Below are 12,897 nucleotides of genomic sequence, written 5' to 3'. Positions count from 1 at the left end.
AAATTAGTTTAGAAGGGTGATAAGTAATCCGATCTATCCTTAGAAGTTGAAGTTTGCTTCGTGTTGTAATATTGTCGGACTCTTGCTGGTTCAGGTTTTTGAAAAATTTCTGACACTCTTCCTTCTTCCGAAAGCCTCAACGCATCTTGAATTAAATAATCATTCTTTTCTTCAGGAGAAAGACTAATATTTTCTAACAAGGTAACATCATACATTCCTAAAATTAGGATGTAGTTTTTCTTCAAACGCGGAAACGGATCACTTTCTAAAGCATTAACAATGGCTTGAAGATGTTTCTTTTGAACAAAAGGTTGAGCGCGGTCTCCCAAATATAACCAAGTTTCGGTAGCTTTCAGTTTTTCAATATCCTGTTTAGCTTCTGTTGATAAGTTAAATATTAAATGAAAATCACTCACTTCTAGTATTGGCAAAAAACGAAATGCTTCAATAATCACAGCACGAAGATATGAGTCTGTTTCTTCTTCGCGATCTTTATAGTAGTCCCATAATTGCTGAATTGCGTCTGTATGTCCTTGATATGCTAGGTGAGTAATTACTTCTAATAGATTCCGAATTACAAATAAACGAGGATTGCAAATTAAATCAACAACTTTTTCCCAGACAATTTTTTTATTGCGAACTTGATCAAAGCCTAATATCATTAGTTTCTTTACCGACCATCGAATACGGCTTTCTAATTGTCTGCGCTTAATATTGATTTGGCGTTTCTCCGTTTCATCTATCAGTTCATTTTGATATGGGATGTTTTTTATTAGTGTTTCTAGTTCTTCTACACTATCTATAAAAATTTTAGTAACATTACTTTTTAATTTTTCCTTTCTCTTAAGCCAATTACTATTTAATTTTTTAAATTGACTGCTCCAGTGCAAAATAACTGTGTATTTACTGGAACTCGGAAAAGTAGGGAAAGATATCTCTTTTCTTTTAGAAATATCTATTTCGACTAATTTTTGATGAATTTTGCGACTTAATTGATCTTCGGTGATAAAAATATCTATAGAGTGTAAGCACTGTTGATATAATTTAACCTTTTTCCACCATAAGTATTCATCTTTACTCAAATTTGCAGCCTCAAACTGAGTGCGATATTCAAAGTTCATCCTCCAAGCATAAACTAGAGCTTTATTAAATTCATCATTTAGCTGATCTAGTGCTTTATCTTGTACAAGTGTTGTCTCAAAGTCAGCAGAATTATAATGTTCTGTTTTCGATTCATTAAGACTTAATCCAAGCTCATCTATTTTATCTCTTAATTCTTGTTCAACTTCTTCTAAATAGACTGGATTACGAACAATGATAATAATATCGTCAACATAGCGATGATATTTAATAATGTCTTTCCATTTGCTACTATTTTGAAAATATTCATCAACTGACTTCAGATATAGATTTGCGTAAAACCCTGATGTTAGCGTTCCTTGTTTAAGCCCTTTACCTGGTTCATGTCCATCTAAATCTTTTTTAAATATTTGATATAGTAACCATTTCAGTCTTGGGCTAATAATTTTTAATTCTCTATTAGTGATGTCAAGTAATTGTTCTTGAATAACTTCTGTATAATATGATTTAATATCAGTTCGGATAACAGCACCATCAGGATAGCTTCTAGCACTATATTTTGAGTCATTTAAGAATTTCTGGTAGCAAGGAAAATAATGCTCATATAAATCTTCTGTTGGTTCTGGTTTTAATTTATAAGCGTAATGCTCAAAGTCGCTTTTTGTTCCAATGGTTTGTAAAATAGCAATCGCTATTATTTCTTCTTCAAGACGAGTCACCTGTTTAGGACGACTTTTAATTTTGTTTTTAACAAATTGGTAACTTATATCTTGATCAAGGTTTAGTAAGTCTTTGGCATAGGGAAGTTCAACTATTTTGTTGGCTAATATCTTTAAGTTATCATCTAAATTTTGTTCAAACAAACGGATTTCTGCTTCATCGTAAAATGATTCACTAAAGACATTACTTCTCGCTTTAGCCCATGCAATTTCCATGTTCTCATCAGTAATAATTTGTTTCTGCTCGTCAATTTCAGAAGTTACAATATTGACAAAACTACTATAAAAGCTATCTTGATTAGATAAGTGTTGAAAATAATACCAGTAACTATCGATAGGATGGTAAAAGTTTACTGTCTGATTTCCTTCTAGGAATATAGATACTTGATCACTTCCGAACAATTGCTTTAAATATAAATGAAGCTCTTGTATTCCTTGACTGATCTCCTTGATTTCAGTCTCATCTTCAAGAAATTGTTCAATGTTCTTAGTACCAATTGTTACTAAGTGAATCTTTTCAGCAGGAATTTCTTCTAGCAATCCCTTTAAGAAGAGTGCTTCATTTTGCCATAAGGATTGATCTGATTCTGTTTCTGGATCAGGTTCTATCCCCAAAGCCTTAAGTTTTTCTTCTCGCTCTTTTCTTAGTTGTTCGTATTGAGTAATAGAACTGGCAACATCAAGTTGTGTTATGAAAAGATGAGGTAAAATCTTGACAGAAGTATTCTCATCATTGAGCTTACTTTGAAAATAGCTAATTGTCCGTAAAGTGGCTTGCGCTAAAGGTTCATTTATTGCTTTGAACTCTAAGTTAATATTATATTCGCTAACATTTTTCTGAATTTCCTCCATCAATTTTTTATAAACAGCATACCCGTACAGATTAGTATCGATCCCAACAGCGATGATTTCAATTGGTTTTGAGGAAAATTCTTCTTTTGAGAGAGTTAAAATCTTTTCAACAAATGCAGCCGTCCCCGCGCCTAATGCACAACCGACATCTACTAAATAAATGCGAGGATTTGATTTAATTCTGTTTAAAAGTCTGGCTGAGTTAATGACGTTATCCAGAACGTGACCTGCTTGAAAATAATGGGAAGGAAAAAGCGTATAAAATTGAAAGGCGATACTTTTTAAGTCTTGTTTTCGCAGCGATCGCGCAATCTCTTGAGAGTAATCTAATTCTTTATAACCTTCAGCTTCTGGTCTTTCTTCTAACCATTGATGAACAGATGAATAAGCAGCAGCGATCGCGGGATGAAAGGAACGATAGATTTTCGGTTCTCCATCAAAGACTAACTCTGTCAGTTTCGTGTGTTTTTGAGTGGGAATACCTGACAACGCTTGAATTAGAAGTTGTCTAGCGACTTCATTAATGCTTTTTCCTTCATTCTCTGCTCTTTGTTTGAGAGCTTCTATGGTTTCATCTTCCAAGCGGATCGTAACGACTTGATCGCTTTCCCAGATGATTCTTAACTCACCGTTGAGGACTTGGACAATATCTTCAATGGTTTCTAGTCGAGACTTTCTGGGATTTTCGATCGCCTTACCAATGGAACTGTGATAACGGGAGGCGGGGGAAACTTCTTCGCCTTGAGAGCGATATTCCGCCATTTCCTTCGCTAATCTGTAGAGCGTCCAGTTTAATCCCTCTAGACGCTGCTCAAACTCTTTTCCCTGTATCATTTTTGCTCTGCTTCCTTTGTTCAGCCTGACAATAAACCCAGTTTATCTCTTTTAATATGTTATAGCAATGATTTATCGCATTTAATTTTATTTAGTAATATAGTGTCTTGACAGTTCTAATTTTGTTGGTCATAATAAAATAAAGCACCCCAGCGACCACTGGAATGCTTTCATCGTAAACTGATCAGACTAATTTTAATTATGAAAACTGCCTCCAATTATAACTCATGGGAACTCATCAAAACGGCTGCATCTGATCCTGATCGTTTAGGAACACCCTTTCTCGAAAAAGCGAATGAGCTATTGCAAAGAGAGGAAGATCAAGAACGTCGGGGCTTTTTGATGCAAGAAATCTATCAGTTAAGTTCTCAACTTAGCATTTCTACGAATGAACTCCCGATATTGAAGGCGATGACGACTTCCGAACTAGAGGCTTATACAGTACAGTTACGCCAACAACATAGCAGTCGCTCACTAAAGAAACTTTCTGCTGCGTGATTTATAGGGTTTCTCCTAAGTAAAGGGACAGTAACGATAGTTAAATTACTTTTGGTGGGCAATGCCCACCCTACTTTTGTTTAGGAGGTGGAGATGACTGAAGACAGTGATTCGTCTTGATAGTTTACTATAGTGATATATTTTAATTGGAAACAATTTTAATCTTCTTCTGGCGGTTGCGCTTGTTGACGATTGGGTTGTTGTTGATTATCTTCAGAAGAATCGAGTTTATCTAATTCTGGCAACTCAACTAAGGGGCGTTCTTCTTGTTCTGCTTCTTTTTCTGGGAAAGAAAGGGGTTGACGTTCTTCTTCCTCTTGCTTCTCTGGAAGTGATAATGGTTGTCGTTCTTCTTCCTCTTGTTTTTGTGGGAGTGATAACGGTTGACGTTCTGTTGTCGTTTCTTTCTGTTTCTCTGGTAAAGATAAGGGTTGTTCTTCGGGTTCTTCTTCTAACCAGTATTTGGCAACGGGGAGGGTATGTTCCAAGTCTTCGAGTAAGCGAGGAATGACCATGACAGCGTGGAGTTCTCCCACTCTTTCTGCTTCTTGCATTCCCACTTCAATCGCCATAGCAACATTGGCTACTGACCCCCGAATAATGGCGGTACAGAGTCCTTCGCCAATAGTTTCATAAGAGGCGAGTTGCACATCTGCTGCTTTTAACATGGCATCAGCGCCCGCAACCATAGCGGGAAAGCCTCGGGTTTCGAGTAAACCAATGGCGCGATTACTGAGACGACTGTAACCCCGATTTTGTTGGGCTAATTCGACTAAACGAGTGCCAATTGGGAAGACGGCTTCTAAATTGGGCATGGGACGCGGGATTACTAATTTTGAGATCAGTTGCCCAAACTGTTTTGCTGTTTTTGCGCCTTCTTCTACGGCTAAGCGCACATCTGCTGTTTTTCCCCGTACAATTGCTGTGCAGTGACCGCTACCAATTTTTTCGTAGCCCACGAGGGTCACTTCTGCTGATTTCAGCATCATGTCTGCTGTCCCCACAATCGCAGGAAAACTTTTGGTAGCGACTAAGCCGAGGGCACTATCGCTGTAGTGTTGCTGCGGTGGTGGTTGTTGTTGATGATCGAACGGTGCGGGTAATTGAGATGGCATTGCTTGATTTGAATAAATAGATCTTCCCCTATATCAACGATAACGGACAAGCGGGGGAATTGATAATTAATCATTGATAATTGATAATTAAGGATTCATTATCGGTCATGATTATAATTTGACTGTTATCAGATGCTTGCTTAAGCGTCTGTTATTCATGAGTCGTTTCAATTTTAAATAACAAATAACAAAATAATTTGTATGTTGAAAAAAACGTTTTATGGTTTATTCAGTTTTATGGTTTTACTCTCTGCTGGTGGGGCTGGGACTTGGCTATGGTGGAAAAGCGCGATCGCGCCCATCTCTTCTAACCCGTCTCAACCGATTACCATCACTATTCCCTCAGGAACGGCTGCTCAAATCATCGGTCAACAACTGGAAGCAGAAGGATTAATTCGCTCAGAATTAGCCTGGAAAATTTGGTTATATCGTCTAAAATTACAGGAAGAAACGTCTCAATTGCAAGCAGGAACGTATCAACTTTCAAAACAGTCTTCTTTGCCAGAAATTGGGAATAAAATTCGTCGGGGAGAGACCATTCAAACTCGCTTCACGATTCCCGAAGGCTGGACACAACGGGAGATGGCGGACTATTTTCAGGAATTAGGTTACTTTTCTCGCTCGGATTTTCTCGCAGCAACCCGCAAGATTGATCGGACTCAATTTTCATGGCTTCCTGACAATTTACCCCATTTGGAAGGTTTTTTATATCCTGATACTTATCAAATTCCGCGCGATCGCGCCACCCCAGAATTTATTATTGAATTAATGCTCAATCAATTTGCCAAGGTAGCACTCCCCCTCTACGAAACCCAAAACAGCCCTTACACCCTACAAGAATGGGTCACGCTGGCGAGTCTGGTGGAAAAAGAAGCCGTGGTCGCCGAAGAACGATCGCGCATTGCAGCGGTTTTTGCCAAACGCTTAGAAAAAGGAATGCGACTCGCTGCCGATCCCACGGTGGAATATGGCTTAAATATCGAACAAACCGAAGAAACCCCCCTCACCCTGAAACAAGTCAACACCCCTTCTCCCTACAATACCTATCTCAACAGCGGTTTACCCCCCACCCCCATCGCCAGTCCAGGCAAACCCGCACTTGAAGCCTCCCTCAACCCCCCAGAAACGGAATATCTTTTTTTCGTCGCCCGCTATGACGGGACTCATGTTTTCAGTAAAACCTTTGCTGAACATCAAGCAGCCCAACAGCGCATTCAAAAATAAAATCAAAATTGAGTTCGTGTCGAGAGCGCGATCGATGCTTCGTTTCACCGAATCTTAGCGATTAAAGTCCTAAATAGGAAAACTAGCAGAAGGGTTCAGTTCGATAGCAATGAGTTAGCCATTTTACTCGGCGTGGATAGCAACGCTTTAACCAATAGCGACTTTGTTTTTATCTAGTCCTTATAGCCCTACTCATTTGGGTGTTTGACAGATGAAAATCCAACTCATTGATAGGAAAAAGGTAACTTTGACATTCCTTTCGCCTTTCCCCTTTACCCAGCGCGTAGCACTATAGGAGGAGAGAGAAGTCCTAAACTTCGGTCTCAGTCTAAGTTTGGGAATTTCCTTATCAGTATCGAAGCCCCACTCACAGGGTAGCTTGAGTGCGGTAGTTCAGTTCTAAATGGACTAACAAAGCATTGACATCTGCTGGGTTAACGCCACCAATGCGACCCGCTTGACCAATGGTTAACGGCTTGACTTTCGCCAATTTTTCCCGTGCTTCCATCGATAACGTATCAATGCTCATATAGTCTAAATCCGCAGGAAGAGGACGATTGGTTTGTTTTGTGATCTGATCAATTTGATGTTGTTGCCGTTGGATATATCCTGAGTATTTAATATCAATTTCCGCCCCTTCTTTTTCTACCCGATGCAGTTGGGAATTCCCCAGTCCATATTGTTCCAGGTTGGCATAGTGGAAACCTGGACGACGCAACAATTCTGCTAAAGTCGCGGAACTTTTAATTTTCTGTCCTGTATCTGCTGCAATTTGTTGTCCAATGTCCTCATGTCCTTTCACGCGAGTGCTATGGAGACGTTCTTTTTCGCCAGTAATATTGGCTTGTTTTTGTTCATAGAGTTCCCAACGGCGATCGTCAATCAGACCAATCTCTCTTCCTAAAGGCGTTAACCGTTGATCGGCATTATCTGACCGTAAAATCAGACGATATTCCGAGCGACTGGTTAACATCCGATAAGGTTCTCTTAAATCTTTCGTACACAAATCATCAATTAACGTTCCCAAATAGCTTCCTTCGCGAGGGAAGACCACCATTTCTTCTCCACGGACAAAGCGCACGGCATTAATTCCCGCAACAATCCCTTGCGCTGCTGCTTCTTCATACCCAGTTGTCCCATTAATTTGTCCCGCACAGAATAACCCTTCAATCTTTTTAGTCATTAATGTGGGGTAACATTGCGTTGCGGGTAAATAGTCATATTCCACAGCATAGGCGGGACGCAACATTTTACAGTTTTCTAAACCGGGAAGGGTATGTAACATCGCCAGTTGTAAGTTTTCGGGTAAGCCCGTAGAAAATCCTTGAATATACAATTCAGGGATATCTCGTCCTTCTGGTTCAATAAAGATTTGATGGCTTTCCTTATCTGCAAAGCGTACAATTTTATCTTCAATACTGGGACAATAACGCGGTCCTTTTGCATCCACCCAACCGCCATAAACCGGAGAGAGATGCAAGTTATCCCGAATCATTTGATGGGTTTCGGCTGTAGTACGGGTGAGATAGCAGCACATTTGTTCCCGTTCTACCCAGGCCTCGGGGTCAAAACTAAACCAACGGACATCTTCATCACCGGGTTGTTCTTCTAGCTGGCTGTAATCCACTGACCGCTTATCCACTCGCGCTGGTGTTCCCGTTTTCAAACGTCCCGTTTCAAAGCCCAGTTGATTCAAAGTATCGGTCAAACCAACTGCAGCAAACTCTCCTGCACGCCCTGCAGCCATTGATTTATTGCCAACCCAAATGCAACCGCCAAGGAAGGTTCCTGTGGTGAGAATAACGGTTTGACACTTAAATGCTGTGCCAAAGTAAGTTTCTACGCCAATCACTTCTTGGTTTTTCCCCAAGACCAAGTCTGTGACCATCCCTTCCCGTAAGGTTAAATTCTCTTGATTTTCGACAATGTGGCGCATCACCCGCGAATATTCCCGTTTATCGGTTTGCGCCCGTAATGCCCACACCGCAGGACCCCGTGAAGCGTTGAGAACTCGCTTTTGCAGATAGGTGCGGTCGGCGCATTTCCCAATTTCACCACCTAAGGCATCTACTTCATGAGCTAACTGTGACTTGGCAGGTGCGCCCACGGCAGGATTACAAGGTTGCCAAGCAATGCGATCTAGGTTGAGGGTTAACATCAGGGTGCGACAGCCTAAACGGGCTGCAGCGAGGGCAGCTTCACAGCCAGAATGCCCAGCACCAACAACAACGACATCAAATTCATCTTGGAATTGTACGGGAGAATCAATCATAATATTCATCGTTCAGTTCTTCTTGTTTACCCTCTCCCCGTCTTCAGAATAGCTTTTGGATTGGGTTGCACTGCATTGGTCTATATTTTAACTAATGAGAAATGCTATGATATTCTTCTGGGAAAAGCCTTCGCCTCATTTCTTCCCTGCATATCATCAGATATCTGTCAACCCTACTTAACAAAGATTCAAACCTAGTTACAAAAATCAATGCAACTCGTTCCAAAAAACTTGACAGCTTAATTGGGTCTAGCGACGAAAGAATCAGGTTTTTTGCTTATTTTTTGAAACTGAGACAAGAAATTCCTCTGGATTATTATTTTCCTTAGCATACCTGAAACGTCGCAATTTCGTCAAGAATTCTCTCTCTATTTTTGTGCTTAAGAAAGATTAAGAGGGTTGATTGAAAGAAAAGTCTTATGAAAAAAAAGTTTTATATAAGCTGCACTGATAGTTAAGTCAAAGCCAACAGAGGATGTTGATATTTTTTTATTGCTAGGTAGGAAAAAAAGAATTTTGATCAAAGTTGTTTTTCGTGGCGTTTCCCAATTTCAGATTCGAGAAAATATCGATCGCGCCCCTGTGTTTTTGCCTGATATAAAGCAAAGTCGGCTTGTGTAACTAACGTTTCCCAAGAGGCTTCGACAGTGGGAATGACACTTGCTATCCCTAAGCTCACCGTTACCTGATCATTAGCAAGATGTGAACCATGAGGGATATTTTGTTGCGCGATCACGCTGGAAGGAAAATGTCCGTTCTATTAATCTTTGAAATCTTAGCAGGATTGCATCAGTCACGAAACTGACCACTTTTTAAACAATTGCCCAATCAATATAACCGTTATTAGATGGCGCGGTGTCGTTTAATTTTGCAGGTTGCGCGATCGGGTTATACTGCTAAATTAAAAGGCTTTAATTGTTTAGCCACCTTTTAGCTTGATCAAGACATCTCAAGTTTGCTAGGAAGTTGGCTTGGAGTAGTATCCTCAGAAGTGTGAGGCACAAAATCTCCTTTGCTTGTTTTGTCAACGCGCACCGTAAAAACCGATGATCTTTTGTTGAAGTCGGAAAATAAGCACTGATCTAAAATTTCTTTTTCTTGAGGATGTATAGGCAACTCTAGACTGGAGAAAACTTCCTTAGAGAGGGAGTCTAACCGATAAAACTCAATCCCTCTCACCCTATCTTCAATATTAAAATCATAAACAACACCGGGCGCCACTTCTTCGGACTCGATTACTTCAGAGTCCAAAAGCCTAATGTAAGCTGCTTTTGATTGCCCATCATATCTAATTAACATAAAAGTTTTCGTCTAGCTGTCCTATCAAAATAGCAGGTAACAACTTTCCAAGGGGTTGTGTTCTTATTATCCTTAGTATGTGTGATTCCACAGCCCAGAAAGTAGTCAATCTTCTTACCCAAGCCAACCTATTCGATAATTCATTGGCATAGGCAACTCTTGTTTATACCAAAAAACTCCCGGTTCTGGGGAATAGGTTAACTTGATTGAAAGAAGAGCGCGATCGCGCATAGATGGAAGTAAAGATAACTCGAAATCTCTGGTATCCGAGGAGTGATTAGGGCTTCAAGATCGGGAAACCGTAATTTTACGATGTAGAATAACTAAACCTAAAACTAAGTTATAATCCTGATCAAGTTGATAAGATTTCAATCATATTATTTTCGATATGAAAGAGTGTATTTATTGCAGAAAAACAAAAAATAAATCTGATTTTAGTCTTGAACATATCATTCCATATTCATTAGGAGGTAGTCAATTACCCGATAACTTAAAAAGTTATGATGTATGCCAACGTTGTAATAACATTCTTGGGTTATTTGTAGATGGTGCATTTGAAAAAAACTTTTTTGTTCATAATTTTCTTATAGAATGTGATTTAGCATTACTGAATCAATCCAAATATTATGCAGAACCATTGTCATGTTTGGGTAAGTCAAAACTATCACCTCCAGAAATAAAAGAGGAAGAAATTTGCGAATACTGGATAGGAACATTAGGACTAGGTGTTTTTTGGATACGTCCTGACGATTCTCGCTTTGAAGCTTACTGTGGAGGCGATCCAATCAAAGTTAAATCTAAAAAAATAGATACAAGAGCATATTTTGTTTTACCGCATAGTTATTCTGAGAGTTCGGATAATGCTAATAAGTTATTAATGACTATAAAAGAAGCATTTCGAGATAAACCAGTTAAGAAAGTTTTATGTCATGATTTTGATAAAGAGTCTGATGCAGCCTATGTTTTACTTGAACAATTAGGATTTTCAGAACCAGATCAATTAGACGAAAAACGAAAAAATTACTTCCATAGTATAGTAAAAAATGGGGAAATAGAAAACAATCTTCAACATGATTTATATCATGATAAAAGGTTTTTAGCTAAAGTAAGTATTGGAATATCACATTGTCTTTTTGGAGATAAGATTCTGAATACAGAATCTATTAATAAACTATACAAAGTCTTATGGGATCGTGATAATAGTGAAGACGCCGAACTCCTTTATAACAATACATTTTTATGTAACAGAACATTTTATTATTCCCATTATTCATTAGAATATTTATTAGGAGTACCATATGCAGTAACAATTAGTATTATACCAGATAATCAGTATATAATTATAAATATCAATATTAAGCAGGAGCTTAATTATGTTGTTGGCTGTGCCAAAATTAACGATATTACTCAAAAAGAGTTAGAAAGTATAACAAATAATGGAGGTGAGGTATTCGTTATTTACAAAAAAATTGATAAGTGTATTCATTTGTATTTTAATGATTTTATACTTCATCAAAATGGTTCTAAAATTAATCCTCAAATAGATTCAATTCAACAGAGAATTAATGAAAACAACTATACAAGTGATAAAAAGCCATAATTTAGTCCCATCTACGATAGTTCCCATTGCTGACACAGGTTGTGTAAAACTCTATTATCACAAGGATAAGAGGGTATGTTTATGAAAACGAAGTGAGAGTAATGATGTTTATAGGATACTTTTATTTAACCACTAACACAAAACTAAACCACCTAACTATATCTAAAATTAGTTTACAAGCTGTGATGTATCTATAGAAATAGAATAATAATTTCCGATTACAGTAGTTGGGGCTAATCAATCCCCAAAGCTGCGATGGGAATTATGGATAAGCTAAGATAGCAATAATTTCCGATAATAGTTTAAAAGCACACATTCAGCAGAATAGACTTGAGTTTTTGACGGTTAACTTACGAAGGCAGAATCAGGAATATTTTACTGTTTTAAGGACGTTCGTGGAGAAACCAGCGTTGCGTTTGCAGTAACGCCCTAGCGTGTTCTCGTAGTGTAATGCCAGGTAGTTCAAGAGTACAAGGGGCAATCATATATTGTTCCCAAGCCAGTTGAAATGCGGTTTCTAAAGTGGAAGGTCGGTATTGCACCACAAACTGAAGTATTGTCCCATAATGCGCGACTAGTTCTGCGCCAAAGCGCTGTTGCCAAGATTGGAGAACGGTCATCATTTTTTCTGCTTCCCCAAAGCCTTCCGCCCCAAAAAAGCTAAGATAAGCAAGGCTTTCCCAATTGTTGAGGGTGGGGAGAAGAATTATTCCCAAACCGCAATTGGGTTCGTACCAGTCTAAATAGTCTAGATAAACAGAGGCTTCTAATTGGCTAGCTTCAATGTGGTTGTTTTCCCAGTGAAATAAGAAAGATTCGATTTGAATCAGGGTTTGTTCTTGATCTTGTAGTGCGTTAACGACTTCCGAAACCGTGGGCGCAATGCCATAATTCTGCTGCGTGAAATCGACTTCTCGTTCAATCTCTTCTTGCAATTGTTCGGAGGAAGAATAGGCTTCTTCTCGTTGCAAATATGACTCCAAAACTGATGCTAAGTCTAGGGTTTTGGCGCGATTAATGATGGCTTGAGGTGATATTTCTTGATCCGTGTGGCGGGAGTTATTAAGCTCAAATTCATAGGGAAATCGTGAGAAAATTTCCGTCTGACTCTTTTTAACCGACTGTTGCCAATTCTTCCCTGTTTCAAATTCTGCTACAAGAACCGGTGCTCGACCAATACTCGTTTTTAAGTCTTGCAGAATCTGCCAAGATTCTAGGGCGTTTGCTGAGTTCACTTCCACAACAAAAGCGTTTTCTCCAGTGTCTAAAATTTCAATTTCTGCTAGTTGTTGGTTAGCCAGTGGCGTAGTTGCTAAAATTTCAGCCAGTTTAGGGAGTGACTCAATCATGGGTTGTCGGGCATAATACAGGCGAAAGCTCTTTTATTTTAGAGCAATTGTTGAA

The 12,897-nt window shown here is 38.9% G+C and carries 9 protein-coding genes; 3 read left to right on the top strand and 6 right to left on the bottom strand.

Going from position 1 to position 12,897, the window contains the following annotated elements; translation table 11 throughout:
* Positions 1-8: 8 nt before the first annotated feature.
* On the bottom strand, positions 9-3,485 hold the full coding sequence (locus tag PCC7418_RS08260) for an RNA-directed DNA polymerase (protein ID WP_015225717.1): 3,477 nt from the start codon (positions 3,483-3,485) through the stop codon (positions 9-11).
* A 201-nt stretch (positions 3,486-3,686) separates the two neighbouring features.
* Here PCC7418_RS08260 and PCC7418_RS08255 point away from each other — a divergent pair, with 201 nt between their 5' ends.
* Positions 3,687-3,983: a hypothetical protein gene (locus tag PCC7418_RS08255; protein WP_015225716.1), complete on the top strand. Its 297-nt coding sequence runs from the start codon at positions 3,687-3,689 to the stop codon at positions 3,981-3,983.
* 158 nt (positions 3,984-4,141) lie between these two features.
* Here PCC7418_RS08255 and PCC7418_RS08250 read toward each other — a convergent pair whose 3' ends face one another.
* Positions 4,142-5,098 carry a BMC domain-containing protein gene (locus PCC7418_RS08250; protein ID WP_015225715.1) on the bottom strand — a complete coding sequence of 319 codons (957 nt, stop codon included), beginning with the start codon at positions 5,096-5,098 and terminating at the stop codon, positions 4,142-4,144.
* 201 nt (positions 5,099-5,299) lie between these two features.
* Here PCC7418_RS08250 and mltG point away from each other — a divergent pair, with 201 nt between their 5' ends.
* Positions 5,300-6,322 carry an endolytic transglycosylase MltG gene (gene mltG / locus PCC7418_RS08245; RefSeq protein WP_015225714.1) on the top strand — a complete coding sequence of 341 codons (1,023 nt, stop codon included), beginning with the start codon at positions 5,300-5,302 and terminating at the stop codon, positions 6,320-6,322.
* Between the two features lie 367 nt (positions 6,323-6,689).
* Here the strand turns inward: mltG and mnmG are convergent, their stop codons facing one another.
* From mnmG to PCC7418_RS19345, 3 genes are all read right to left on the bottom strand, one after another.
* Positions 6,690-8,594 (bottom strand): tRNA uridine-5-carboxymethylaminomethyl(34) synthesis enzyme MnmG, encoded by a 1,905-nt coding sequence (mnmG, locus tag PCC7418_RS08240; protein WP_171814942.1) that lies wholly within the window; start codon positions 8,592-8,594, stop codon positions 6,690-6,692.
* Between the two features lie 520 nt (positions 8,595-9,114).
* Entirely contained in the window at positions 9,115-9,330 is a 216-nt protein-coding gene (locus PCC7418_RS08235; RefSeq protein ID WP_041596208.1) for a diguanylate cyclase domain-containing protein, read from the bottom strand.
* Between the two features lie 203 nt (positions 9,331-9,533).
* A complete protein-coding gene (locus tag PCC7418_RS19345) occupies positions 9,534-9,893 on the bottom strand; it encodes a DUF2283 domain-containing protein (protein WP_015225712.1) in 360 nt (119 codons plus the stop codon).
* A gap of 388 nt (positions 9,894-10,281) precedes the next feature.
* Between PCC7418_RS19345 and PCC7418_RS08225 the strand changes: the two genes are divergently transcribed.
* Positions 10,282-11,493 (top strand): HNH endonuclease, encoded by a 1,212-nt coding sequence (locus tag PCC7418_RS08225; protein WP_015225711.1) that lies wholly within the window; start codon positions 10,282-10,284, stop codon positions 11,491-11,493.
* Positions 11,494-11,876: 383 nt separating this feature from the next.
* On the opposite strand, the gene PCC7418_RS08220 is transcribed toward PCC7418_RS08225, so the two are convergent.
* Positions 11,877-12,842: a DUF4253 domain-containing protein gene (locus PCC7418_RS08220; protein WP_015225710.1), complete on the bottom strand. Its 966-nt coding sequence runs from the start codon at positions 12,840-12,842 to the stop codon at positions 11,877-11,879.
* Positions 12,843-12,897 lie beyond the last annotated feature (55 nt).

This window comes from Halothece sp. PCC 7418, from assembly GCF_000317635.1.
Taxonomy (GTDB): Bacteria; Cyanobacteriota; Cyanobacteriia; order Cyanobacteriales; family Rubidibacteraceae; genus Halothece.
This window is presented reverse-complemented; position numbering and strand designations above follow the sequence as displayed.

Bases quoted from the DNA above. Each gene is read 5' to 3' on its own strand.
- PCC7418_RS08260 (WP_015225717.1), bottom strand. From the start codon at position 3,485: ATGATACAGGGAAAAGAGTTTGAGCAGCGTCTAGAGGGATTAAACTGG.
- PCC7418_RS08255 (WP_015225716.1), top strand. From the start codon at position 3,687: ATGAAAACTGCCTCCAATTATAACTCATGGGAACTCATCAAAACGGCT.
- PCC7418_RS08250 (WP_015225715.1), bottom strand. From the start codon at position 5,098: ATGCCATCTCAATTACCCGCACCGTTCGATCATCAACAACAACCACCA.
- mltG (WP_015225714.1), top strand. From the start codon at position 5,300: ATGTTGAAAAAAACGTTTTATGGTTTATTCAGTTTTATGGTTTTACTC.
- mnmG (WP_171814942.1), bottom strand. From the start codon at position 8,594: ATGATTGATTCTCCCGTACAATTCCAAGATGAATTTGATGTCGTTGTT.
- PCC7418_RS19345 (WP_015225712.1), bottom strand. From the start codon at position 9,893: ATGTTAATTAGATATGATGGGCAATCAAAAGCAGCTTACATTAGGCTT.
- PCC7418_RS08225 (WP_015225711.1), top strand. From the start codon at position 10,282: ATGAAAGAGTGTATTTATTGCAGAAAAACAAAAAATAAATCTGATTTT.
- PCC7418_RS08220 (WP_015225710.1), bottom strand. From the start codon at position 12,842: ATGATTGAGTCACTCCCTAAACTGGCTGAAATTTTAGCAACTACGCCA.